The 24,978-nt window shown below is 64.5% G+C and carries 22 protein-coding genes; 8 read left to right on the plus strand and 14 right to left on the minus strand.

Features of this window, described 5'->3' with window-relative positions; genetic code table 11:
* The first annotated feature begins 119 nt into the window (after nt 1–119).
* The gene (locus tag ACIIOY_RS02130; protein ID WP_411032951.1) at nt 120–1,106 is read left to right on the plus strand and encodes a glutathione S-transferase family protein; all 987 of its coding nucleotides are present in this window, start codon (nt 120–122) and stop codon (nt 1,104–1,106) included.
* Nucleotides 1,107–1,108: 2 nt separating this feature from the next.
* Here ACIIOY_RS02130 and ACIIOY_RS02135 read toward each other — a convergent pair whose 3' ends face one another.
* Nucleotides 1,109–1,609 (minus strand): NUDIX domain-containing protein, encoded by a 501-nt coding sequence (locus tag ACIIOY_RS02135; RefSeq protein WP_411032952.1) that lies wholly within the window; start codon nt 1,607–1,609, stop codon nt 1,109–1,111.
* A 110-nt stretch (nt 1,610–1,719) separates the two neighbouring features.
* Between ACIIOY_RS02135 and ACIIOY_RS02140 the strand changes: the two genes are divergently transcribed.
* From ACIIOY_RS02140 to ACIIOY_RS02155, 4 genes are all read left to right on the plus strand, one after another.
* Nucleotides 1,720–2,622 (plus strand): metallophosphoesterase family protein, encoded by a 903-nt coding sequence (locus tag ACIIOY_RS02140; protein ID WP_411032953.1) that lies wholly within the window; start codon nt 1,720–1,722, stop codon nt 2,620–2,622.
* A gap of 126 nt (nt 2,623–2,748) precedes the next feature.
* The gene (locus ACIIOY_RS02145; RefSeq protein ID WP_411032954.1) at nt 2,749–3,381 is read left to right on the plus strand and encodes a tetratricopeptide repeat protein; all 633 of its coding nucleotides are present in this window, start codon (nt 2,749–2,751) and stop codon (nt 3,379–3,381) included.
* A gap of 196 nt (nt 3,382–3,577) precedes the next feature.
* The gene (locus ACIIOY_RS02150; protein WP_411032955.1) at nt 3,578–4,096 is read left to right on the plus strand and encodes an RNA polymerase sigma factor; all 519 of its coding nucleotides are present in this window, start codon (nt 3,578–3,580) and stop codon (nt 4,094–4,096) included.
* 2 nt (nt 4,097–4,098) lie between these two features.
* The gene (locus ACIIOY_RS02155; RefSeq protein WP_411032956.1) at nt 4,099–4,953 is read left to right on the plus strand and encodes an anti-sigma factor family protein; all 855 of its coding nucleotides are present in this window, start codon (nt 4,099–4,101) and stop codon (nt 4,951–4,953) included.
* A gap of 52 nt (nt 4,954–5,005) precedes the next feature.
* Here ACIIOY_RS02155 and ACIIOY_RS02160 read toward each other — a convergent pair whose 3' ends face one another.
* The 3 genes from ACIIOY_RS02160 to ACIIOY_RS02170 form a co-directional block, all read right to left on the minus strand.
* On the minus strand, nt 5,006–5,479 hold the full coding sequence (locus ACIIOY_RS02160) for a VOC family protein (RefSeq protein ID WP_411032957.1): 474 nt from the start codon (nt 5,477–5,479) through the stop codon (nt 5,006–5,008).
* A gap of 133 nt (nt 5,480–5,612) precedes the next feature.
* Nucleotides 5,613–7,319, minus strand: a complete 1,707-nt coding sequence (gene leuA, locus ACIIOY_RS02165) for a 2-isopropylmalate synthase (RefSeq protein WP_411032958.1) — start codon at nt 7,317–7,319, stop codon at nt 5,613–5,615.
* A 526-nt stretch (nt 7,320–7,845) separates the two neighbouring features.
* Nucleotides 7,846–8,424 carry an ATP-dependent Clp protease proteolytic subunit gene (locus ACIIOY_RS02170; protein WP_411032959.1) on the minus strand — a complete coding sequence of 193 codons (579 nt, stop codon included), beginning with the start codon at nt 8,422–8,424 and terminating at the stop codon, nt 7,846–7,848.
* Between the two features lie 267 nt (nt 8,425–8,691).
* On the opposite strand from ACIIOY_RS02170, the gene ACIIOY_RS02175 reads away from it, so the two are divergent.
* Nucleotides 8,692–9,270, plus strand: a complete 579-nt coding sequence (locus ACIIOY_RS02175) for a HupE/UreJ family protein (RefSeq protein WP_411032960.1) — start codon at nt 8,692–8,694, stop codon at nt 9,268–9,270.
* 26 nt (nt 9,271–9,296) lie between these two features.
* On the opposite strand, the gene ACIIOY_RS02180 is transcribed toward ACIIOY_RS02175, so the two are convergent.
* From ACIIOY_RS02180 to ACIIOY_RS02190, 3 genes are all read right to left on the minus strand, one after another.
* Entirely contained in the window at nt 9,297–10,220 is a 924-nt protein-coding gene (locus ACIIOY_RS02180) for a cation diffusion facilitator family transporter (protein ID WP_411032961.1), read from the minus strand.
* 151 nt (nt 10,221–10,371) lie between these two features.
* Nucleotides 10,372–12,561, minus strand: coding sequence for an anthranilate synthase (locus ACIIOY_RS02185; RefSeq protein ID WP_411032962.1), 2,190 nt, complete (start codon nt 12,559–12,561; stop codon nt 10,372–10,374).
* 269 nt (nt 12,562–12,830) lie between these two features.
* Nucleotides 12,831–15,050: a TonB-dependent hemoglobin/transferrin/lactoferrin family receptor gene (locus ACIIOY_RS02190; protein WP_411032963.1), complete on the minus strand. Its 2,220-nt coding sequence runs from the start codon at nt 15,048–15,050 to the stop codon at nt 12,831–12,833.
* A gap of 397 nt (nt 15,051–15,447) precedes the next feature.
* Here ACIIOY_RS02190 and ACIIOY_RS02195 point away from each other — a divergent pair, with 397 nt between their 5' ends.
* Complete coding sequence (locus ACIIOY_RS02195; RefSeq protein ID WP_411032964.1) at nt 15,448–15,756, plus strand: hypothetical protein; 309 nt, start codon at nt 15,448–15,450, stop codon at nt 15,754–15,756.
* Nucleotides 15,757–15,865: 109 nt separating this feature from the next.
* On the plus strand, nt 15,866–16,594 hold the full coding sequence (locus ACIIOY_RS02200) for an extensin-like domain-containing protein (protein ID WP_411032965.1): 729 nt from the start codon (nt 15,866–15,868) through the stop codon (nt 16,592–16,594).
* A 51-nt stretch (nt 16,595–16,645) separates the two neighbouring features.
* Here ACIIOY_RS02200 and ACIIOY_RS02205 read toward each other — a convergent pair whose 3' ends face one another.
* The 7 genes from ACIIOY_RS02205 to ACIIOY_RS02235 all read right to left on the minus strand — a co-directional run bounded on the left by ACIIOY_RS02205 (nt 16,646) and on the right by ACIIOY_RS02235 (nt 24,931).
* The gene (locus ACIIOY_RS02205; RefSeq protein WP_411032966.1) at nt 16,646–18,325 is read right to left on the minus strand and encodes a formate--tetrahydrofolate ligase; all 1,680 of its coding nucleotides are present in this window, start codon (nt 18,323–18,325) and stop codon (nt 16,646–16,648) included.
* Nucleotides 18,326–18,547: 222 nt separating this feature from the next.
* Nucleotides 18,548–19,699 carry a DUF2333 family protein gene (locus tag ACIIOY_RS02210; protein ID WP_411032967.1) on the minus strand — a complete coding sequence of 384 codons (1,152 nt, stop codon included), beginning with the start codon at nt 19,697–19,699 and terminating at the stop codon, nt 18,548–18,550.
* A complete protein-coding gene (locus tag ACIIOY_RS02215; protein WP_411032968.1) occupies nt 19,692–20,993 on the minus strand; it encodes a DUF6638 family protein in 1,302 nt (433 codons plus the stop codon). Before ACIIOY_RS02215 ends, ACIIOY_RS02210 begins: the two co-directional genes overlap by 8 nt.
* 10 nt (nt 20,994–21,003) lie before the next feature.
* Nucleotides 21,004–21,411 (minus strand): helix-turn-helix domain-containing protein, encoded by a 408-nt coding sequence (locus tag ACIIOY_RS02220; RefSeq protein ID WP_411032969.1) that lies wholly within the window; start codon nt 21,409–21,411, stop codon nt 21,004–21,006.
* A gap of 9 nt (nt 21,412–21,420) precedes the next feature.
* Nucleotides 21,421–21,672, minus strand: a complete 252-nt coding sequence (locus ACIIOY_RS02225) for a type II toxin-antitoxin system RelE family toxin (RefSeq protein ID WP_411032970.1) — start codon at nt 21,670–21,672, stop codon at nt 21,421–21,423.
* A 36-nt stretch (nt 21,673–21,708) separates the two neighbouring features.
* Entirely contained in the window at nt 21,709–23,619 is a 1,911-nt protein-coding gene (locus ACIIOY_RS02230) for an AAA family ATPase (RefSeq protein WP_411032971.1), read from the minus strand.
* 163 nt (nt 23,620–23,782) lie between these two features.
* The gene (locus ACIIOY_RS02235; RefSeq protein WP_411032972.1) at nt 23,783–24,931 is read right to left on the minus strand and encodes a hypothetical protein; all 1,149 of its coding nucleotides are present in this window, start codon (nt 24,929–24,931) and stop codon (nt 23,783–23,785) included.
* Between the last annotated feature and the right edge of the window lie 47 nt (nt 24,932–24,978).

Raw genomic sequence — 24,978 nt, forward strand, 5'->3', positions numbered from 1 at the left:
AATTTTCCTTCTGTCAAAGAGCAAAACGCACTGTTCATCAAAATGCGCCTATCCAGCCTTGCTGCACGCGCTATCTATGGACGCAAGTTGAGGCCGCGCGGCGGCGAAAGGAGACGACCATGGGCATGCTCGTTGACGGCGTCTGGCACGACGTCTGGTACGACACGAAAGCGACGAAGGGCCATTTCAAGCGCTCCGCCTCGCAGTTCCGCAACTGGATCACGCCGGACGGCGCGCCGGGCCCGACGGGCGAAGGCGGCTTTGCCGCCGAGGCGGGCCGCTATCATCTCTACGTCTCCTATGCCTGTCCCTGGGCGCACCGCACGCTGATCTTCCGCAAGCTGAAGAAGCTGGAAGACCTCGTCAGCGTCTCCGTCGTCGATCCCCTGATGCTGTCGAAGGGCTGGGAGTTCAAGGGCGAGAACGGCGGCACGCCCGATCCGCTGTTCGGCGCCTCCGCGCTCTACGAGATCTACCTGAAGGCCGACCCCGCCTATTCCGGCCGCGTCACCGTGCCGGTGCTGTGGGACAAGACGCGGAACCGCATGGTCTCGAACGAATCGGCCGAAATCATCCGCATGTTCAACACCGCCTTTGACCACCTGACGGGCTCGCGCGACGACTATTACCCGGAAGACCTGCGCGCCGAGATCGACGCGCTGAACGGGAAAATCTACGACACCGTCAACAACGGCGTCTACAAGGCCGGCTTTGCGACGACGCAGGAAGCCTATGAGGACAGCGTCGTAAAACTCTTCGAGATGCTGGACGGCCTCGAGGAGCGCCTGGCGGCGAAGCGCTACCTCACCGGCGGCCGCATCACGGAGGCCGACTGGCGGCTTTTCACGACGCTGGTGCGCTTCGATCCGGTCTATGTCGGCCATTTCAAATGCAACCTCCGCCGCATCGCCGACTATCCGAACCTCCACGGCTATCTGCGCGAGCTCTACCAGGTGCCCGGCGTCGCCGGGACGGTGAACATGCGCCACATCAAGGAGCACTATTACCGCAGCCACACGATGATCAACCCGACGGGCATCGTCCCCGTCGGGCCGCGGATCGATCTTTCCGCCCCGCACGGACGGGAACGGTTGAAGGCGGCCTGAAGCTACCAGACGTCCGCGAAGGGCGAGCGGCCGGCAAGCTCCTCGAGCCGCCGCAGGGTGGCGGCGGTGGTCGCGGCCGGCAGGGCATCGAGCGCGAAAAAGCCCGCCTCGACGATCTCCCGGTCCTTCACGCGCGGCGCCGTCTGCCTGACGCCGTCGCAGCGGTAGAAAAGCACGTGGTCGCGCCTGCTGGTCCGGCGGTTGAAGTAAACGTGGAGAAGCCGGGGCGGGGCGCCGATGGCGAGATTGCCCTCCTCCCGCATTTCCTTGGCGAGCGCCTCGAGCGCCGTTTCCCCCCGTTCGATACCGCCGCCCGGCAGGTGCCAGCCCGGCACATAGGAATGGCGCACGAGGAAGATGCGGCCGGCGTCGTCGAAACAGGCCCCGCGCACCCCCATCGTCATGCCGCGGGACAGCGCGAAATAGCCGTGCAGCATGCGCGTCGCGAGCCGCACGAGAGGGCTTCGGGTCGGCGGGGCGTCGGTCGGCTCGGTCTCTTCCATGCCGGCACTTCGCAGGAACCTTTCGGCCAAATCAAGGCTCGACGCCGCAAACGCCCGGGAATATCCACGCCTTGCGTTTCCCTCAACCGGCTTATGCTCTAAGGAAGGGTATGTTCAGACTTGCCCATATATCGGACGTCCACCTCGGGCCGCTGCCCGCCCTCACCTTCCTGGAGTTGTTTTCCAAGCGCATCACCGGTTTCGTCAACTGGCACCGCAACCGCCGCAGGCATCTTTTCACCAACACGCTCGACATCGTGCTGGACGACATCGAACAGCGCGACCCGGACCATCTGGCGATCACCGGCGACCTCGTGAACCTCGCCTCCTCGCTGGAGATCGCCGCGGTGAAGCACTGGCTGCCGGAAGCCGGCACGCCGGAAAACGTCTCGGTCGTTCCGGGCAACCACGACGCCTATGTGCGCGGCGCCTACGAGAAGTCGACGCGCGCCTGGTATCCCTACATGCGCGGCGATGCGGCGCCCGCCGAATGGCAGGAGGGCATGCACGTCTTTCCCTATCTGCGCGTGCGCGGCCAGGTAGCGATCATCGGCTGCTCCACGGCCGTCGCGACGCCGCCCTTCGCCGCTTCCGGCTATTTCGGCAGCCGGCAGGCACGCGAGACGGTGAACATGCTGCGCGCCGCGGGCGAAGCCGGCCTCTTCCGCGTCGTCCTGATCCACCATCCGCCGATCCGCGGCGCGACCTCCTTCCACAAGCGCATGATCGGCATCCGCCGCTTCGCCGCGACGATCTCGACCGGCGGGGCGGAGCTCGTGCTGCACGGCCACACGCACCTCGACACCGTGCACTGGCTGCCCGGCCAGACGAAGCAGGTGCCCGTCGTCGGCATCGCCTCCGCCTCCCAGGGGCCGGGCGGTCACAAGCCGCCGGCCGGCTACAACCTCTTCTCGATTTCCGGCGCGCCGGGGAACTGGACCATCCTGCGCGAACGTTACGCGCTGACGCCGGACGGCCTCGCGCTGGCGCTCGCCGAGACGACCCGTTTCTAAAGCGTGTGCGAATAAATCCCTCCGGCCATCCGTATCATCTTCCTGGAGCGGCTGCCCGGAAATCATCCGGCGGGGCCGCTCCGAGACGGCCGGCGCCCGGCAGACGATCCGATCGAGAGGGAACCCATGACCATGCTCCGCCACACCATGCTGCTTTCATTCTGCGCCGCCGTCTCGCTGACGGCGCTTTCGTCCGCCCGCGCGGCCGATTCCGACACCACCACGCCGCCGGTCGCCACCGAAACGACGACGACCTGCACCGACGGCAAGATCTGGAACGACGAAAAGAAGGAATGCGTCGCGCCGGAAGATCTGAAGCCGGCCGAAAGCACGCCCGAGGAAGGCATGCCGGCCGACGACACGGCAAAGGAAGAAGAGCAGAAGAAGACCGAGCGCGCGATCGACGACAAGCTCTATGAAGCCGCGCGCGAATTCGCCTATGCCGGCCAGCACAAGAACGCGATCCGCGCGCTTCGCGCAGCCTACGACCAGGAGGATCCGCGCATCCTCAACTATCTCGGCTACAACACCCGCAAGCTCGGCGACATGGAGCTCGGCATGAGCTACTACAGGCGGGCGCTGCAGAAGGACGGGAACTACATCCTCGCCCGCTCCTACATGGGCCAGGCGCTGATCGAACAGGGCGACATCGAGGGCGCCCGCGTGCAGCTCGTCGAGATCCGCGACCGCGGCGGCGAGAATACCTGGGCCTACCGCGCGCTGCTGCAATCGCTCGGCGGGGAACGCACCACCTATTGATGACGCGTGGCGGCGCCCGTGCGAAAACGGGACGACGGCGGCCAACACGGGGACAATCGCCGGGGGAACGCGAGAAACTGCGTTCCGGGATGCCGTTCATGCTTGCAGACCCGAGGAAGAATGTTTCATATCAGACGGTCGCTGCCCGGCCGGGGGCGAATAGAGTTTTGATCCCGAACGTTTCCTTGGAAAAGCAATGCGCCCGACGGCAGAAGCGAATGAGTTCCGGCGAGAATTGGTCAATCTGCTGCCGAAGTTGCGCCGTTTTGCCATGACGCTGACGCGCAACGGCAGCGACGCCGACGATCTCGTGCAGGAGGCGTGCGAGAGAGCCATCACGCGAAGCCATCTCTGGAACGGGGAAGGCCGGCTGGAAAGCTGGGTTTATGCCATGACGCGCAATCTCTGGGTTGACGAGATCCGCAAGCGAAAGGTCCGCACAGGGTCCGGGACTGTAGATGTTGCCGAGCAGGACAACCTGCATATCGAGGCATCGGCCGACAAGGCGGTCTATGCCAAACAGTTGCATAAGTTGATCATGACCATGCCGGAAGGTCTTTCGAGCGTCTTCCTCCTGGTGAATGTCGAAGGCCACAGCTACCGGGAGGCGGCGGATATCCTCGGGATACCGATCGGCACCGTGATGAGCCGGCTTTCGGCAGCCCGCATCAGGCTTGCGGCCATGATCTCTGAACAGACGGAAAGGAGGGCCTGATCGTGGAAAGCACACAGGGTCTCCCGCTCGAAGTACGGTTGTCGGCCTATCTCGACGGCCAGCTGCCACAGGCGGAAATGGAAGAAATAAATGCCATCCTCGCCGAGGACGACGAGGCGCGGGAAGTCTACGAGAAGCTGAAGCTCGGCAGCGAGTTCGGCGCCCGCGCCTTCGACAGGATGCTGCAGGAGCCGATCCCGCTCGACCTGGTGCGCAATATCAAGGAAGCCGGCAAGAACGACGACGAGTCGCCGAAGCTCGGCTTCGCCGACATCCCCGTCGCTGCCCTGCCCGCATCCCGCCGCAGCGCGTTCTGGCCGCAGGCGCTTGCCGCCTCGCTCGTCATCTTCCTCGCCGGCGGCGCGGCCGGCTACCTGATTTCCGAACAGAAGCAGACCTCCTTCCGGGTCGCCAACAACCAGTTCGCTCCTGCCCGCACCTGGCTCGACGACATTGCGGACTATCACCGCATCTATTCGCGCCAGACGCGCCATCTCGTGGAAGTGCCCGCCAGCGAGCAGCAGCACATCGTCGAATGGCTGTCGGCCAGCACAGGCGTCAGCTTCGCCCTGCCCGATCTTTCCGCCCAGAAGCTCACCTTCGAGGGCGCGCGCCTGCTGGTCGCCGGCGGCAAGCCGACGGCACAGCTTCTCTACCGCGACGCCGAGAACGAGATCTTCGCCATCTGTTTCCTTCAGAGCGAACCGGTCGACGGCAGCACGGAGCTTGCGGAAAGCATGCGCAACGACATCGGCCTCGTCTCCTGGCAGAAGGGCAACGCCTCCTACGTCGTGGTCGGCCCATCGGCCGACCCGGACCTCGAGCGCATAGCCGAGGCGGTGTCGGAGAGCATCTGAGCGTTACCGCGAGAAGCTGAAACGCAACCACCGCCTCGGGAAAGGCTACGCCTTATCCGCGCCGCGCCGCTTCGATCGCCGCGACGTCGATCTTCTTCATCGTCATCATGGCATCGAACGCGCGCTTCGCCTCGCCGCCGCCCACCTGGAGCGCTTCCAGCAGCACGCGCGGCGTGATCTGCCACGATATGCCCCAGCGGTCCTTGCACCAGCCGCATTCGCTTTCCTGCCCGCCGTTTCCGACGATCGCGTTCCAATACCGGTCTGTCTCCTCCTGGTCCTCCGTCGCGATCTGGAAGGAGAAGGCTTCCGTGTGCTTGAATGCGGGCCCGCCGTTCAGGCCGACGCACGGAATGCCCGCGACCGTGAATTCGACGACCAGCACCTCGCCCTGCTTGCCGGACGGATAGTCGCCCGGCGCGCGGATGACGGCATCGACGGAGCTGTCGGGAAAGGTTTCGGCATAGAAGCGGGCAGCCGCCTCGGCATCCTTGTCGTACCAAACGCAGACGGTGTTCTTTGCCATGGCATGATCCTTTCGAGGGTGGTTTCGTGGTCCTATAGGTAGAAGACGAACCAACCTCCTCCAGTCCGACATGCCCCAAAAGAAAAACCCGGCGGCGCGGCTGCCGGGTTTTCCCGTTTCGGCTTTCGGCCGGTCAGCCGCGCGTCGCCAGCACCCGGTTGGCGGCCGAGACGATCGCCTCCAGCGATGCCGTCACGATGTTCGTGTTGATGCCGACGCCGAAGAGCCTTCCGCCCGGATGCTCGACCTCGACATAGGCGATGGCCGCGGCGTTCGAGCCCTGCTGGAGCGAGTGCTCGGAATAGTCGGCGACCGACATCGGGATGCCGAGGTAGATCGACAGCGCGTTGATGAAGCCGTCGATCGGGCCTGTGCCCTTGCCCTCGATGCGCTTCACCTCGCCGCCGTCGGTGATTTCCGCGGCAACGACGCGGGTGCCCTTCTGGCCGGCATCGGGATAGGTGTGGTGGTCGACGAAGCGAAGGCGCGTGCCCGGCTGCGTGACGTAACGCTCCATGAAGCTCTCATGGATGCGCTTGGACGGCAGTTCCACGCCCTCCTCGTCGGTGATGCGCTGGATCTCCTCGCGGAATTCCACCTGCAGGTTGCGCGGCAGGTTGATGCCGTAGTCCTCTTGCAGGATATAAGCGATGCCGCCCTTGCCGGACTGCGAGTTGATGCGGATGATCGCCTCGTAGGACCGGCCGACGTCCTGCGGGTCGATCGGCAGGTAGGGCACCTCCCAGAGCGGCTTGTTGGCCTGCCGGATCGCCTTCATGCCCTTGTTGATGGCGTCCTGGTGCGAGCCGGAGAAGGCCGTGTAGACCAGCTCGCCGACATAGGGGTGGCGTTCCGGAATGGTCATCTCGTTGGAATATTCGTAGACCGCCTTGATGCGCTCGATGTCGGAGCAGTCGAGCTTGGGGTCGACGCCCTGCGTGTACATGTTGAGCGCCAGCGTCACGACGTCGACATTGCCCGTGCGCTCGCCATTGCCGAACAGCGTGCCCTCGACGCGGTCCGCGCCCGCCATCAGACCGAGTTCCGTGGCGGCGATGCCCGTACCGCGGTCGTTGTGCGGATGCAGCGAGACGATGATGTTCTCGCGGTTGTCGATGTTGCGGCACATCCACTCGATCTGGTCGGCATAGATGTTCGGCGTCGCCATCTCGACGGTGGAGGGCAGGTTGAGGATCAGCTTGTTGTCGGCCGTCGGCTTCACGATCTCCACGACCGCGTTGCAGATCTCCAGCGCCACCTCCAGCTCGGTGCCGGTGAAGCTCTCCGGCGAATATTCGAAGCGGTAGCCGCCCCCGGCCTTCGCCGCCATGTCGGTGATCATCTTGGCCGCGTCGGTGGCGATCTGCTTGATGCCGGCGACATCCTTGCCGAACACCACGCGGCGTTGCAGCTCACTGGTGGAGTTGTAGAAGTGGATGATCGGCCTGCGGGCGCCTTCCAGCGCCTCGAAGGTGCGGGTGATCAGTTCCGGCCGGCACTGCACCAGCACCTGCAGGGAGACGTCGTCCGGCACGTTGCCCTCCTCGACGCACCAGCGAGCGAAGTCGAAGTCGGTCTGCGAGGCGGAGGGGAAGCCGATCTCGATCTCCTTGAAGCCCATGTCGATGAGGAGCTGGAACATGCGGGCCTTGCGGTCATGGCCCATCGGGTTGATCAGCGACTGGTTGCCGTCGCGCAGGTCCACCGAACACCAGATCGGCGCCTTCGTGATCGTCTTGGAGGGCCAGGTCCGGTCCGGAATGTCGATCGTCGGATAGGGCTGGTATTTCACCGCTGCCTGCGGCATGCCCTGCTTGGGCGTGTGGGTCTTCAGAATCATCGCGTCTTCTCTTCGTCGTCCCGGCATTCGCGCAAGCGTCTTAGCGCAAGGATGGGCGCTTGGCGACGGCGAATGCTGGCCGAAGGCGGCCAGAACCGGAATTAATGCATGGGGTGAAACGAGGAGCTGTTGCCGGGCAGGCTTTTCGGCCGCCGGGCGCTCCTCAGCGAACCCGGCAACCGCGCGTAAGGCCGAGAAGGAGAAGCGAGGAGAAGCCGCGCGAACGCTCGCGGACAGCTGCGCTGCCGCGGGAAACCCGTTCGATGATCTGTGCGCCGGTCTTCAACATGAGGTGGCTTATATCGGCGGGCCGGCCGAAGCGCAAGCACCCCCGAAGAAAAAGCCCTCCGCGACGGGAGGGCCAGGCTGCCGACAAAGTCGGCAAACCTCTCCTCCGTCATAGTCGGGCTCGACCCGACCATCCACGCTCCGAACGACGGTGGATCCTCGGGTCAAGCCCGAGGATGACGTAGAAGATTAGGTAAGGGGCGCGGCTTCCCGCGACCTACCGGCGCAGGCGAAAACCTCAGATCTCCGCCTGCGACGTCACGATGCGCGAGACGAGGCCGTAGCCCTTGGCTTCCTCGGCGGAAAGCCAGTAGTCGCGGTCCGTGTCCTTGGCGATCTTCTCGATAGGCTGGCCGGTTGCGTCGGCGAAGATCTTGTTCAGGCGCTCGTTCATCTTGATGATCTCGCGGGCCTGGATCTCGATGTCCGAGGCCATGCCGCGCGTGCCGCCCGACGGTTGGTGCAGCAGGAAGCGGGTGTTCGGCAGGCAAAGGCGGCGCTCCTTGGGCGCCGCGACATAGATCAGCGCCCCGGCGGAGGCGACCCATCCCGTGCCGATCATCCAGACCTTCGGCTTGATGAACTTGATCATGTCATGGACCGAATCGCCCGATTCGACATGGCCGCCCGGCGAATTGACGTAGATGCGGATGTCCTCGTCGCTGGCGGCGGCGAGCGCCACGAGCTGCGAGCACACCTTCTGCGCCAGTTCCTGGTTGATGGGCCCGTAGATGAAGATCGAACGCGACTTGAAAAGGTTCGCCTCCGTGTCCTTGCCCAGGGGCAGTTCCGTCTTCTTTTCGTCCTCGTCGCTCATCCAAAATCTCCGGATTGCTCGTCAATAGTCCTGTCGCTGTCAGATAATGCGACTCACCGGCCAAGACAATGCAACAAAACCGGTGCCGGGCGATAGGGCCCGCCTGCGCCACCGGAAAACACGGTAAATGTGCTGGCTGCCGCACCGCGCCGGCCTGCGCGTCTACGCAATTTGCGTATGGACTCAGGTTCGCGACCGCTCCTAGGATGCCGTTCTCATCGACGGAACACCGCGGCGGCTCCGAGCGCCGGCGGAACAGGGGACATCATGATCAGACGCATCACGCTGGCATTCGCCGCGCTCGCCGCCACGACGGTGCCGGCCTTCGCCCATCTCGCCCCGGAGGAGCACGGCTCTTTCATGGCCGGCTTCTCCCATCCGCTCTTCGGCCTCGACCACATCCTGGTCATGGTCGCCGTCGGCCTGTGGGCGGCGCAGATCGGCGGCAAGGCGCTGTGGGCCGTGCCGGCCGCCTTCGTGGCGACCATGGCGATCGGCTTCGGCCTTGCCGTTTCCGGCGTCGGCCTGCCCTTCGTCGAGCCGGCGATCCTCGCTTCCGTCGTCGCCCTCGGCCTCCTCGTCGCCATGGCGGTGCGGCTCGACACCGCCGCATCGGCCGCTATCGTCGCCGTCTTCGCGCTCTTCCACGGCCATGCCCATGGCGGCGAGCTCGGCGCGGCCGGTGCCTTGCAATTCGGCATCGGCTTCGTCGTCGCGACCGCGCTGCTCCATGCCGCCGGCATCGGCCTCGGCCTCGGCATTGCCCGCCTTTCCGGCGGCACGGTCTTCGCCCGCATCATCGGCGGCCTGACGGCGCTTGCCGGGCTGGCGCTGGCGTTCGGCTGAAAAGACACCGTTCCGGAGCCGCCGTCTTACCTTGCGGTGTCCGCCGAACTCACGCGCACACGCTCGCCATGCGCCTTCTCCGTCTCCGGCTCGACATGGATCGCGATCTGCGCGCCGGGCTGCACCGTGCGGATGGCATCCTCCAGCCGGTCGCAGATCTCGTGCGCCGCGCCGACCGGCATCGCCGCCGGCACGACGAGATGGAAATCGACGAAGGTCGCCGCCCCCGCCCGCCGGGTCTTCAGGTCGTGCACGCCGAGCGAGCCCGCACCGTTCACCGCGATGGCCGTCTTGATCGCCTCCGCCTCCTCCGGCTCCACCGCATGGTCCATCAGGCCGTCGACCGAGTGGGCGATGACCTTCCAGCCCTGATAGAGGATGTTGAGCGCAACGAGCACCGCCAGCAACGGGTCGAGCACCGCATATCCGGTCGCGATCGCGAGGACGAGGCCGACGAGCACGCCCGCCGAGGTGACGACGTCGGAAAGGATATGCTGGCCGTCCGCCGACAGCGCGGGCGAACGATAGCGGCGCCCGGCACGGATGAGCGTGAAGGCCCAGACCGCATTGATGGCTCCGGCGGCGAAATTGATGGCAAGGCCGAGTGCCGGTGCCTCCAGCGGCGCCGGCGCCAGCACGGCCGGAACCGCCTCGATCACGATAAGCAGCGCCGCCACTACGATCAGCACGCCCTCCAGGACGGCCGAAAGGTACTCCGCCTTGTGATGGCCGAAGGGATGCGTCTTGTCGGCCGGCTTCGCCGCATAGGTGACCGCCGCGAAGGCGACGACGGCGGCGACGACGTTGACGCTCGATTCCAGCCCGTCGGACAGAAGCGCCACCGATCCGGTCACCCACCAGGCGACGAGCTTCAGCCCCATCACGAAGAGCGACAGCGGAATGCCCCAGAGCGCGAGCCGCCTGACCTTGCTGCCGTCGGAGTTTTCCATGCCGCTCTCCATGCGCATGCAACCGAGTTGCAAAAAGCCTGTCCCATCAACGCAAAACCGCGCGCACGGGGGCGTGCACGCGGTTTTTCCTCCGGGTCGCTATGGACCATGCCGGAGGTTTTGTCAAAGCTTGCGGACAGGCGCGCCGAAACTACGCGGCCTTCACCTTCGCCTTCTTCGAAAGATGCGCCACCACGTTCTCGATCATGCGCATGCCGGCGTCCTGGCCGAGCGTCATGATCGATTCGGGGTGGAACTGCACGGCTGCGACCGGCTCGCTGGCGTGCTCGATGCCCATGATCGTGCCGTCCTCGCTCTCCGCAGTGATGATGAACTCGCGCGGCAGCGTCGAGGGATCGGCGAAGATCGAATGATAGCGGCCGACCGTCACCTCGCGTCCGAGGCCGGAGAAGACGATGCCGGGCTCCAGCACGCGGATGCGCGAAGGCTTGCCGTGCATCGGGATGGCGAGCTGGCGCAACTCCCCGCCATAGGCTTCCGCGAGGGCCTGGAGCCCCAGGCAGACGCCGAAGATCGGCAGCTGGCGCGCCCGCGCCTTTTTGATCGTCGCCTTGCAGTCGAAGTCCTTCGGCGTGCCGGGACCGGGCGACAGCACCACGAGGTCGGGCTTCATGCGGTCGAACACCTCCTCGGCCACCGGCGTGCGCACGGTCGTCACGTTCGCGCCCGTCTGGCGGAAGTAGTTGGCGAGCGTGTGCACGAAGCTGTCCTCGTGGTCGACGAGCAGGATGTTCACCCCAGCCCCGACGGATGCGACGTCGCGCTGGACCTTGGCGGAATTGCCGGACTTGGCGTCCCGGATGGCTGCGATCATGGCGGAGGCCTTCAGTTCGGTTTCGGCTTCTTCTTCCTCGGGGTTGGAATCGTAGAGCAGCGTCGCGCCGGCCCTGACTTCAGCGATGCCGTCCTTGATGCGGATGGTGCGCAGCGTCAGCCCCGTGTTCATGTCGCCGTTGAAGCCGACCATGCCGATCGCCCCACCATACCATGCACGCGGGCTCTTCTCATGCGCCTCGATGAAGCGCATCGCCCAAAGCTTCGGCGCGCCGGTGACCGTGACGGCCCAGGCATGGGAGAGGAAACCGTCGAAGGCGTCCATGTCGTCGCGAAGCCGCCCCTCGATATGGTCGACCGTGTGGATGAGGCGCGAATACATCTCGATCTGCCGGCGGCCGATGACCTTGACCGAGCCCGGCTCGCAGACGCGGCTCTTGTCGTTGCGGTCGACGTCCGAGCACATGGTGAGCTCGGACTCGTCCTTCTTGGAATTCAAGAGCTTCAGGATCTGCTCGCTGTCGGCGATCGGGTCGTCCCCGCGCTTGATCGTGCCGGAGATCGGGCAGGTCTCGATGCGGCGGCCCGACACGCGAACGAACATTTCCGGCGAGGCGCCGACAAGGTATTCCTGGTTGCCGAGGTTGATGAAGAAGGAATAGGGCGACGGATTGATGGCCTTGAGCCGACGGGAGATTTCCGAAGGCCTGCTCTCGCAGCGCTCGAAGAATTTCTGGCCGGGCACCACCTCGAAGAGGTCGCCCCGCCGGAAGCTCTCCTTCGCCTTGACGACCAGCTCGGCATATTCGCCGGGACGATGGTCGCCGTGCGGCGGGATGACGTCGACCGTCCGGAAGGGCTCGGGCGCGATCGGCTCGCCCTTGCCCTCCGTCGAAAGGCCGTCCCTGGCGAAGTCGTAGCGGTCGATCCAGGCCTTGGCGGCATAGTGGTCGACGACGAGAATCTCGTCCGGCAGGAAGAGCACCATGTCGCGCTGGTCGTCCGGCCGCTTCAGTTTCAGGTCGATGGCGTCGAACTGGAAGGCGAGGTCGTAGCCGAAGGCGCCGTAGAGGCCGAGGCTGGAATCCTCCGCCGAATGGAAGAGGTCGGTGACGGCGCGCAGCACCGTGAACACCGTCGGCATCTTGGAACGCTCCTCCTCGGTGAAGACCCGGTCGGGCATCTTCACGTCGAGGTCGAGGCGGTTTGCCGTGCGGCTGCCCAGCGCCAGTTCCGGCACGCTCGCCAGGCGCTCGGCGATGAAGGAGAGCAGCACCTCGCCGCGCGCATTGAACGCCTCGATCCAGACCGCGCGGCCGAAGGAGGAGATGGCGAGCGGCGGATCGACGACGGCCGTGTCCCAGCGGGTGTAGCGGCCCGGATATTCGTAGTTCGACGAGAAGACCGCGCCGCGCCGCTCGTCGAGCTTGTCGACATAGGCGGAGATCGCATCTCCATAGTCCGCCGCGCGGCGCCGGCGCGTGACGGTGACCCCGCCCTTCGTCTCGTAGGCTTCGCCGCCGTCTTCCAGAATTTTCGTGGCCATTCCCCAACTCCGTTTCGGGCCCGGTCCTTCAAAGGCGGCCCGAAAAACAAAAAAGCCGCCTCGAATTTCCCGGGCGGCTTGTCGTCTCAATCACGCATGACTGGTCAAGGCCGCCTCAGCGAGCCCACCACCAGTTTGCGATGTTGTTCATGTTCGTCATGGCGGGAATTGTTAGCGGGAGAAACGGCGTTGCGCAAGGGCCTCCATCCGGCGCCCAAGGAAAAGGGCGACCGAAGCCGCCCTCTCCACCCGACAAGGGGTCCACCGCATCAGAAACGCTGGGTAAGGGAAATCTTGAACGACCTGCCCGGCTCAGAATAGTACTGGCGGTTGGCTGCTGTGGCGGTGACGCTCCGCACGTTGAGGGCGTCGTAATGTTCCTTATCGAAGAGATTGTATACACCGGCACGAACCGTGAGGCCTTCGACCTGTTCCGGTTCCCACCATGCAGTAAGGTCGACGATGCCGTAGCCCGGTGCCTTGAAGGTGGCATCGGAATTGCTCGATACCGACTTCACACCGATCCATGTCAGGTCCGTACCCCAGGTTTCGGTTGCATAACCCACGCCGAGAACGGCTTTGAGGGGTGCAACAGACCCAAGATAAGTGCCAGTTTCCAGATTCTTGCCCTTCGCATAAGCGAGCGCGCCGTTGACATGGAAACCGGAATCGAAGCGCTTGTGAACCGAGAACTCGACACCTGTAATCCGCACGCGATTGAGGTTCTGGAACTCGGTGATGCCGAAGGGGTAGACGGCCGGATCCTGCACAGAAGCAGAAACGGCCTCGATGAAGTTGCGATAACGATTGTGGAAGGCGCTGATGCGGCCGCCGAAATCGTCATCCCCCATCCTGGCACCGATCTCGAAACCATTGCTGGTTTCGGATTTGAGGTCAGCATTGCCCCTGCGCAGATAGGTGCCGGGACCGCCGAACGTGCTGTAGAGCTCGCCGGCCGTCGGCGCACGGAAGCCCATCGCCCACTGGCCGTAAAGTTCGAGCGTCTCGCTCGGCCGGTAGGCGAGCCTCAGCTTGGGCGAGATCGCCGTATCGCTGAACCCCTCGGGAAGAGCGGGGTTCGAGGCGTTGTTGTCGAAGGCATCGGTCATCTTGGGCGTCCGCTTGACCCAGTCGAAACGTACACCCGGTGTCAGATAGAAGGCGCTCTGTCCGAGGCCGATTTCGTCATCGACGAAGAAGCCGATCTTGCGGCTCTCCGTCTTCGGCTCGTCCGCCTGATTGGTGTGAAGGTTAAGGCAGGGATGGAACGGGAAGTACGGCGGCGCGCAATTGTCTCTGCCGGACGAATATTGCTCGGCAGTCGCGGCGGCTATGTCGAGCCCCATCACGACGCGATGGCTCAGCGCACCGGTTACGAAGGTCTTTTCCGCCGAACCTACGACACCCAACGTTTCCTCTTCGTAGTCGTTCTTGCGGGTGATCTCGCCGAGAGGAATGGAGGTGGACCGAATGCCCTCGTATCCGGTGCTGCGTAGCTGCTTCAGCCAATAGAGCGAAGCCGAAGCGGAGTCGAAGAAGCCGCCGCCATCGTAAGCATAGTCGAGCGAGATGCGGTCGCGGTCGTTGTCTTCGAAGGTGTCATAGTTGCCGGGGCGGTAATTGCCCGTCAGGCTCTGGCTCGTCCTTGCATCCGTATCCCGATCCTTGCGGAAGCGCTCGGCCGTGACGCCGAACAGATGGCCGCTTTCCGCATGGTGGCGGACCTTGAAAAGAAGATTGTGCTGATCGTAATCCGACGGGTTCGGCAGCGTGCGGGTCGCCGTGCCATAGGCCTCGACAGAGCCTTTGTTGTCGCGTTCGCCGCCCGCCTTGTAAGAACCCTGGAACAGAACCGACGTGTTATCGAAGCGCTTCGCGATTGCCGCGGAAGGGCTGTAGCTGTCGTCCGAACTGTCATAAGTGAACCGCGCGACGCCACCCCAATCGCGGCCTTCGCCGATCAGGTCTTCAGGTTCGAGCGTTCGCAGACCGAGTGCGCCGCCGAGCGCGCCCGATCCGGCACGACTGGAATCCGCGCCCCGCATGATGTCGATCGCGGAGAGAGAGGAGAAGTCGAAGGAGTCCACACCACCGCTCGAGCCACGGGTCGTATCGTAGAGGTAGGGGACCGGAATGCCGTCAATCGTGGTCAACACGCGTGGTCCCTCGAGGCCGCGAATGTTCACGGCACCCGTGCTGCGGTTGAAGCCGACACCCGGCTCGAGGCTGCGCCCAAGATCCTCGATACTGGTGATCTGCTTCGATTCGATGTCGGCATCCGATACCGTCGTGGCCAGAGGTGTATCAGCCACGCCGGTACCCACGGCCTTCACCCGCTTGCCCTTGACGATGACCGGCTGAAGCGCGGTGCTTTCGCCGGTTGGGGCAGCGCCATTGGAGGCGTCCTGCGCGAAAGCGGCGGCGGAAAGCGAGAGCGCGGCAAGCGCCGTGCATGCCAGAAGTGCGGAACGGGAACGCCGAGCCTGCATGGTATCCTCTATAGGTCAGCTCGCGTGACATCGCCCGGCGCGCGATAGCGCACCGGCCCTCAGCCAGGCGGAAATATGGCAAAAAGTGGTCGGGTCTGTGGCCCGCTCCATCGCTATGAAACATGATTAATATTGTCAACATAAAAAAGATGACTTTACCAATCAACTATACGGGAACGATCGGCCTGTCACATAAATGCCATTTTACGCCGCGCGAGCGGGCCTTTGCGGATATTGCGCGAAGAAGGCGCGATTGTCCCGGCTCGCCCCGGACGAGGCAGGAGCGGCGAAACAATCTTTCGGGATCGCGAACTTTCGCCATGGCGGGGCGTTTGCTCCCTTTGTAAGCACATGCTAATCGCACCGTCCAATCCCATCCGATCCCAAGGCGACGCCCATGGTTTCCGTCATGCTGGAAGCGTTCCGCGAAATGCAGCTCACGCTCGCGGAGACTATCGAACAGCACGAAACACCCGAGTTCAAAGCTCTGGACAGCCGCATTGCCAGCGTCTTCCAGGCCATCTGCCGGCATGTCCCGCAAAATGCCGAGGAGGCGCGCGCCATGGCGGGCTTCTTCCTCGACATCCTTGAGAACAATGACGCGGGCGACAACGCCTGCATCATCGAGCGGGTCCGCGCGATCATCGACGCCTGCGCGGACCGGCCCGCGCCGCCGATGGAAATCGCGCATGGCGCGGGCATCTAGCCCGCCGTCGGCAACCAAATCGGTCCTCCCGGCGTTTCCCCGCCGATAGCCTCAGCCGGGAGACGGACCCATCGCCACGCTTTACCGCATAGCCCTCCTCGCCGCCGTCTTGGCACTCGCCGGCGCCGCGGAGCTGCCGAAGGACGGCCCCCTGCCCGTATCCCGGCCCGAGCAGCAGCCGGCGGACGAAGCGGAAAAGATGCCTGCCGGGGACGCGAAAGCCGAAGCCGAGCGAAAGGCGAAAGAGGAAGAGGAGAAAGCCAGGGAGCGCCCGAAGGAGAACGCCGAGGAGCAGGCCGCCTGCCGGGCCGCGCTGAAGGAGATCGGTGCCGCCTTCGACGAGGCGCCCGCAATCAACGACGGCAAGGCCTGCGGCATCGACAGGCCCGTCCTGCTCAAGTCCCTGCCGGGCGGCGTGAAGGTCGAGCCCGAGGCCACCCTTCGCTGCGATACGGCGCTCCAGCTCGCGCGCTGGATGGAGGGGTCGGTGAAGCCCTCGCTCGAAGCCGCCATGCCGGGCGAGGCGATCACCGGGCTTTCGCAGGCCTCGGCCTATGTCTGCCGCAACCGCAACGGCGCGGAGGACGGCAAGATCTCCGAGCACGCCTTCGGCAATGCCGTCGACATCGCCGGCTTCACGCTGAAGAGCGGCAAGACGCTCACCGTCCGCCCGGCGGACAAGGACGCCACCCTCGAAGGCGCCTTCCAGCGCGCGATCACGGAAGCCGCCTGCCTCTATTTCACGACGGTGCTCGATCCCGGCAGCGACGCGGCCCACCAGAACCATCTGCATCTCGACGTGAAGGAACGCCGCGGCGGCTACCGCTACTGCTGGTAGCCGCGCGGCGTCAGGCCTTGCCGAGCATTGTTCGCGATCAGGCAGCAGACCCTAGAACAAGCCCTCTATATAACCCTGCTCATTGAGGAAGATCTTCTCCGACGACGGCACCTTCGGCAGGCCCGGCATGGTCATGATCTCGCCGGTGATGACGACGACGAAGCCGGCGCCGGCCGAAAGGCGCACCTCGCGCACCGGCACCGTATGGCCCGAAGGCGCGCCGCGCAGGTTCGGATCGGTCGAGAAGGAATATTGCGTCTTGGCCATGCAGACCGGCAGGTTGCCGTAGCCCTGCTCCTCCCAGACCCGCAACTGGTCGCGCACCGTCTTGTCGGCGATGACCTCGCCGGCATGGTAGATGTCCTTGGCGATCGTCTCGATCTTCTGGAACAGCGGCATCTCGTCCGGATAGAGCGGCGAGAACTGCGAGAGCCCCGATTCGGCGAGGTCGACCACCTTGTGCGCGAGTTCCTCGATGCCGGCCGAGCCCAGCGCCCAGTGCTTGCACAGGATGGCCTCCGCGCCGAGCGTCGCCACGTAGTCCTTCACCGCCTGGATTTCCGCATCCGTATCGGAGATGAAATGGTTGATGGCGACGACCGCCGGCACGCCGAATTTCTTGACGTTCTGCACATGGCGGCCGAGGTTCGCGCACCCCTTCCTCACCGCTTCGATGTTCTCCTTGCCGAGGTCGTCCTTCTTCACCCCGCCGTTCATCTTCATGGCGCGCACGGTGGCGACGATGACGGCGGCATCCGGCTTCAGCCCGGCCTTGCGGCACTTGATGTCGAAGAACTTCTCGGCCCCGAGATCGGCGCCGAAACCGGCCTCCGTCACCACATAGTCGGCAAGCTTCAGCGCCGTCGTGGTGGCGATCACGGAATTGCAGCCATGCGCGATGTTGGCGAACGGCCCGCCATGCACGAAGGCCGGGTTGTTCTCCAGCGTCTGCACGAGATTCGGCTGCATGGCGTCCTTGAGCAGCACCGTCATCGCGCCGTCCGCCTTGATGTCGCGGGCGAAGACCGGCGACTTGTCGCGGCGGTAGCCGATGATGATGTTGCCGAGGCGCTTTTCGAGGTCCTTCAGGTCCGTCGCCAGGCACAGGATCGCCATGACCTCGGATGCGACGGTGATGTCGAAGCCGGCCTCGCGCGGATAGCCGTTGGCCACCCCGCCGAGCGAGCAGACGATATGGCGCAGCGCCCGGTCGTTCATGTCCATCACGCGCCGCCAGGCGATGCGGCGGATGTCGATGTTCTGCTCGTTGCCCCAGTAGATGTGGTTGTCGATGAGTGCCGACAGGAGATTGTGCGCCGAGGTGATGGCGTGGAAATCGCCGGTGAAGTGGAGGTTCATGTCCTCCATCGGCACGACCTGCGCATAGCCGCCGCCGGCCGCCCCGCCCTTCACGCCGAAGCAGGGGCCGAGCGAGGCCTCGCGGATGCAGGTGATCGCCTTCTTGCCGATGCGGTTGAGCCCGTCGCCGAGGCCGACCGTCGTCGTCGTCTTGCCCTCGCCGGCCGGCGTCGGGTTGATCGCGGTGACCAGGATCAGCTTGCCGTTCTTCCTGTCCTTCTGCGCGGCGATGAACTCCGCGCTGATCTTGGCTTTGTCGTGGCCGTAGGGCAGAAGGTGCTCCGGCGGGATGCCGAGCGTGCCGCCGACCTCCAGGATCGGCTTCTTGCTTGCGGCGCGGGCAATTTCGATATCGGACTTCACGTCGGCCATGCGGTGTCGCTCCCTCTCTGCGCTGCCGCGGCCGGGTCTCCTCTCCCGATAGCGGCGCACTCTTCTCTTGGCGCGCCATTTCAGCGTGAAGCCGGGCGCCATGCCACGCCGGAATTTGCCGTCCGATAGATCAGAAACGACACGGGGAGATAAAATTGCGGCGAATGGCGAAGCGAAGGAGGTTTCGCGCCGCTTCGCTATTCGCTGCTCGCCTTCGGCTTCCTACCGCGCCAGCACGTCGCGCATCTCGACGAGGTTCGAGCGCACGCGCAGGATATAGAAGCCCATGGTGGCGAGATGCGTCGGCATGATCCAGCCGTCCTCGCGGCCGTTCGAGATGATCGCCGGCTGGATGTTCAGCGCGGAGCGAAGCTGCTTGATGCTTTCGGTCCAGAGCGGCTCGATGCCGCGCGTCTTGATCACCGCGTCGAAATCCGCGCCGGCCGCCGAAAGGATGCCGTAGTAGCCGTAGAGCTGGCCGTAGGCGAACCAGTACCGGTCGTCCGCGCGCGTATCGAACCAGCCGCCGTTGTGGAACTCGGACCGCTCGCGGATGATGGCGGAGGTGGAGCCGATGTCGTTGGCGATGCGGTCGAGGAACTCGATGAGGTTGTCCGAGCGGCCGTCGAAGATCGCGTCGCACGCTTCGAGCGAGGCGTTGAACTTGCGCAGGTCCGCCATCGCCGTGCGGTAATAGGTCGGCGTCGGCGTCTTTGGCAGCAGCGAATCCGAGCCGAAATACCAGGTCTCCTCGTCGAACTGGATGTTCCCGCGTGCGCGCTGGAGGTCGGCGTTGATGCCGGACGTGCCGCGCACGCGGCCGAGCGAATCGACCAGCTCGACGGCCGTGCGGCGGACCGCCTGGTTGATGCCCCGCTGGAACGACGCCTTGTTGTCGAACCAGGGCGTGCGGTCCCAGTCGAGCCCGAAGAGCCCGAGCTTGTAGAGCAGCATGGAGGAGATCCAGGCGTTCTGGTTGACGTTGTAGTCGATGAGGTCCGCCGTGACGTCGACGATCGCCGAGCGCACGCAGGTCTTCGGCTCCGGCTCGGATGCTTCCCCCGCGGCCGGCGTGGCCGACGCGGCGCCCGTCGAGGCGGAGCCGGCGTCCTGCTTGCGCTGGGCGAGGTTGTAGCTGTTCACGTAGTCCGGGTTGAAGCCGGTCCACACCTGGGTCTGCCAGATGAAATAGGCATAGAGCCCGAGGAGGACGAGCAGGCCGATGCCGATCGGCCCCTTGATGATCCATCCGCGCGCGCGATACCAGTTCGTCGCCGTGATGAACGGCCAGAGGATCCAGGCGATCACGATGCCGATGCCCCGGCCGATGGCCGCGAAGATGCGCTGGAAGAACGCGACGATCGGGTCAAGCATTGGCGTCATCCTCTCTGATGCCGAAGAGTTTCCTGCGATAGGCAGCCTTGTCTTGCAGATAGGTCCGCGTCAACGTCGCCACAACGTACTCGCGGAACTTTTCACCGTATTGCTCGTAGGCCGCGTAGAAGCCCTGCTTGTCGAACACGAAGCGGGAGACGAAATCGTAGGGAACCATCTGAGAAATCAGCCGGTTGACCAGCCATTGGTCCGGATGGTCGGGCGCCGCGCGCACGAGGAGGAAGCGCCGCTCCGGCGGGACGTCGTTGATCTTGATCTCGCCGGTCGCGGCCACCGTGCGGATCGCCTCCTGGAGGAAGGGATAGGTGCCGTCACGGGCGACCAGCGCGGCATTGCGATGCATCCAGGTCTGCAGCCAGATGCGGTCGGCCTTTGCAAGGTCGGCGGTCGGCTCGGCCCGGTTGACGAGGCCGAGGACCGTCATGTCCGCCCGGTGCTGGAAGAGGCCGGACGGCTCGACCCAGGAGGCGCGCGGCAGCTCCAGCCGTTTCGTGGAGGCGAGGAAATCGAAGATGCGCCTGTGGTCGTCGAGCGCGATGTAGCTCACCTGCCACGGCCGCGAGCGCCGAAAGCCCGGCACGGTCGGATCGCAGATCACCGTGGTCGTCCTGTCGTCGAGGAAGACGTAGACGCCGCCGAAATGGTTCGCCCAGTAGGCCTCATGGCGGAAGACGAGCTGGTCGGGCACCAGCGCGTTCTGGCGGATGTCGCCGGTCTGCCTGGCAAGCTCCACCATGCGGTTCAGCATGGCGTCGTCCGCCCAGGCGTTCGGCACCGTCTTCAGCCGGTCGACCAGGCTGCGCAGTTCGCCTGCCTTGCCGAGCATGTCCTCCGCCGAGAGCACCTTGAAGCGCACCTCGTTGATCGACAGGAGGTCGTCAATGTCGTTCACGACCGAGACCGAGTCCTCGATCTCGCCATAGAGCGCGTCGCGGATGGTGATCGCGTTGATCGCCCGCGCATTGGCGGAAAAGAACTCGTGCATCAGCGCGGCGGTGTTGGAGAAACTGGTGTGCACCACCGGCAGGTTCACCTGCTCCGGCGTCATGATGATGAAGCGCCGGTTGACGCGGTTCGGATCGAGGTAGTCCCGGTCGCCGAGCTCGTCCGCGATCTCCGGCGAAAAGCCCGTCATGTCGATGCGGAAGCTCGAAAGCCCGGTGCGCCGGATCCCGAACCCGTCGAGCGCCTTGTTGTAGCGCTCGACCAGGTGCGGCTCGTCGATCGGCAGCAGCCGGCCGTAGATCAGTTCGGCTTCGAGGAGGCGTTTCATGCGTCTTGGATCATTCGCTTGCGGGCCGCTTCATGTCCTCGCCCCAGAACAGGTCGTCGAGGTCGATGCCAAGGGCTTTGGCGATGCTTTTAAGCACCGAAATGCTTCCTTCCTTCTTGCCTGTCTCAATCTCCGACAGATAGGCCGTGCTGATGCCCGCCTGGGCTGCCAGATCCTTGGCGGAGAGATTGCGAAACTCGCGCCATACACGCAATGGACTTTCGCCATCCATCATCCGGTAAACGAACTCGGCCGGGATCATTTCATCCTCACCCGCCGCAATCCTTGCCTTGGCACGGTCATAGGCAGCTACATCGGCAAGCATTTCCGCCGCCTCGACGAGGGTGTCATATTCGGCCCGCGAGAGCACAACCATTTCATCGCCGCTCGGCGACTTGAACTGTGTCACGTGTCCCATTTCAGCTCCTCACTCATAGATGCTGCCGCGGCTACCGATTTCTTCGATGGACACGACTTGATCGTCTTCATCGAAGATCACGCGCCAATCACCAACTCTCAATCTGAAACCAGGCCGTCCTTGAAGTTTTTTGACTTGGTTCACGAGAGATGCTGGATCTGCCGCATATTGGTCGACCTTGCTACGAATGCGCGCGGCTTCATTTCGTGGCATCCTTAACAGCATGCGGGAAGCAGTTTTGCTGTAAGCGACAGTCTTCATGTCGAAATTATAGCGGATAGCGAATTTTCTGCAATCCTACCACCGTCCCTCCGCCTTCATCGCCTCGATCTCGCGGACCGCCTTCTCGCGCTGGCGCTCGCGGCGGATGATGTCGGAGACGGCGGCATCGTCGGATTTGTCAGTGTAGCGGAATTCCGAATCGGCGTAGCGGTTGATCTCCTGGAGGATCATCTCCATGGTGATCGGCCCGCGCAGTTCCTCGATCATCGCCTTCTTCTCGTCGTAGCCCTTGTGCATGAAGGCTTCGGGCGTCGCGAACCAGTCGTCCGGCAGGTCCACGTCCATGGCGCGCATCTTGATCGCGTCGGTGATGTTCTTGATGGCGCGGCCGGTGAAGCGCGGTTCGGCGACCTTGATGGCGTGGAGATAGCTGCCGATATCCTCCAGCGTGCGGATCGCGCCGTGCTCCTTCTCGTGCCGCTCCCAGACGGCCAGCAGTCCGTCCTCCTGCGGCCGTGCATGCTGCTCGTAGGAGGTCGAGACGGCGCGCTTGATCTCCTGCCCGTCGAAGAGCTTGTGGTCGCCGAGCGGGATCGAATGGTTCCTGCCGACCAGCATGGCGAAGATGTCGATATAGTCGTCCTGCGTCTGCGGCCCGTCGACCAGCCAGCGGGCGCCGGCGCGCTGGCGCAGCGCGTCGTCGACGTTTTCCGGATAGTTGGAGAACATGCCGAAGGTGCAGTTGCCGCGCACGACGGTGGAGGCGCCGGCGAAGCTCTCCATCAGCACCGCCGTCACCTCGTGCTGGCCGGCAGAGGCCCGGTCGTCCGAGCGCTTGGCCGCGACCTGGTCGACGTCGTCGATGGTGCCGAAGCCGATCGCCTTCGGGTTCATCACGTTGTTGACGAAGTCCTTGCAGTTCTGGCCGGACTTGCCCTGGTAGGAGGAGATTTGGTCGACGCCGAAATTCTCGTAGTGGAAGGCGTAGCCGGCGACCTGGCAATAGTCGTTGACGAGGCCGGCGAGCATCTGGATGAGGATCGTCTTGCCGGTGCCCGGCATGCCGTCGCCGATGAAGGTGAAGAGGAAGCCGCCGAGCTCGACGAAGGGGTTCAGCTGCCGCTCGAAATCGTAGGCGACGAGCATCTTGGCGAGCTTCATCGCCTGGTACTTGGCGATGTGGTTGCCGATGATCTCGTTCGGCTTCTTGAAGGTCATGACGAGCGGCTTGCGCTTCTGGCTGGGCGCGACGTCGAAGCCGTTCAGCGTGAAATCGTCCCCATCGATGCGGATATGCGCGTTCTCGAAGCCGGCAAGCCCGGTGAAGCGCGCGCGGCGGGAAATCAGCCCCTCGATGGCGACGCGCGAGAAGGCCCGCGCCCGGCTGACGAGCGCCGCGTCGTCCGGCGCGCCGGCGATGGTGCGCTCCAGGCCGGCGACCATGCTTTTCAGAGCATCCTGCGGCGTGTCGAAGAGATAGTCGGGCTCCCCGCCGTCCTCCACCGGCTCGCCCTCGCCCGGCAGCGTCGCGCCGAGATAGGCGGCGAAGGTGAAGGCGGCGATATAGGCGGAAGCTGCGAGCAGCGCCTTGAACCGGTTGGCCTCGTCGCCCGAAAGCGGCGAAGCGAGGTTGCGCGATTGCAGGCCTTCGAGATCGGTCTGGCGGGAAAAGGCGTCCGTCACCGCCAGCGCCACCTGCAATCCGCGCCGGGAACGGTAGAGCACGGCATGCTGCTGCGGCGAAAGCAGCGGATCGGCCGCGCGCACGGACTGGATGGTCTTGGCCAGTTCCACCTCGCGCGTGCGCCTCGCCCCTGCGGTCGAGACGGTCGAGACGAAGCGCCGGCCGGTGCCGGCAAGCGCCGTGCCGCTCTTGCCGTCCTCGCTCTCGAGGATGACGAGCTTGGAAACGAGGCTCTGCGCCGCCGCCTGGTGCTTGGCGATGTCGTCCTCGTGGATCGTCGTCAGTCCGGCGTTGAGGCTCATCGGCGGAGTCCTTTTGATGTTCGGCGGGTCGAGACGCCGAGGGATTTTCATGCTCCGTCAGGAGCGGTTTGGAGCCGATATCCAAGGATATCGGCAAGAAGCGCGACGCGGCGGAGCGCGAAAAGAGCCGGCGGGTCGGCCCGCCGAAGCGTCAAAAGAACTCCTAGCCCTCGCTGATCACCTGGTTTCCGGAAATCACATGCACCTTGTAGGCGCCGAAGATGCCCTCGGTCTCGCCCGCGGCGTAGAGCGCCTGGTAGGCGTCGTGCGGCACCAGCGCATGCTTCTCGTAAGCGCTGACGCCCATGCGGGCGGCCTCCAGATCGTCGGTCTCGATATGGAATTCCTCCTGCGCCGGCGTGGAGCTCCAGAAACCCTTCTGCGCCGGACGCTCGGCCTTGGAGAAGACCTCCTGCACCGTCCAGGTGAGCAGCCAGGCGTTTTCCGGCTTGCGCACCTTGGAGAGGATCTCGTTGACCCGCTCGTTGTTCTCGGTGATGCCCGCCGAATAGAACGGGCCGAGCACGATGCGGCGAAGCTGCTTGGGATGCAGCGTCGGGAAATCCTTGTCGAGATTGGTGGCGATCGTCGCCGGCGTCAGCGAATAGGCGCTGTTCTTCAGGGCGAAATCGTCGAAGCGGCTGGCAAGCTCGGGGTTGAGCAGGCCGCCGACCGGCAGCGGGATATCCACCTCCGGATTGAGCTTGCCGTCCTTCGTCACCAGCATCCTGACGACGTTCTCCGTCGAATCCTCGATGGTCGCCATATAGACCATCGGCAGCGTCGCCGTGCCGTCGAAAGCGCCCCAGCAGACGACGTAATAGGGCCGCATGGTCTTCGGATTGACCGCGACGCGGATCGTCTCGGGCAGCACGAAGGGCGAGAAGATGTCGCCCTTGCCGATCTGCTCCAGGTAGAGCCGCTCGGCCATGCGCGCCTGCAGGTCGGACGGGAACGCCTTGTGGCGCAGGATGAAGTCGGCCATCTCCGAACGCAGCTGGTCGGCATTCGGCATGGCCGAAAGGCGCTTTTCCGCGCTCTGCCGGTCGTTCTCCAGCTCCAGCACGTTCTGGAACACCGGAAAGCCGCTCTCGGCGCGCGAGACGCGGAACTGCTTCACGAAGCCGATGCGGTTCTCCCAGCAGGCGAAGGAGGCCTTCAGCCGCGCGAGATAGGGCATGACGATCTCGCCCACCACGGAATTGCGGTAGAGCGGGGAGTTGCGGTCGCCGAGGAAGATTTCGAGGCCGCCGAGCGCGGAGCGGATGGTGGAGAAATATTGCGCGACGGCGCTGTCGGCGGGGGTGCTCATCGGGTGCCGGCCCCGATGAACGCGAATCCCCCGACGCGCCCATCCGA

This window comes from Shinella agrisoli (assembly GCF_046557955.1).
Lineage (GTDB): Bacteria > Pseudomonadota > Alphaproteobacteria > Rhizobiales > Rhizobiaceae > Shinella.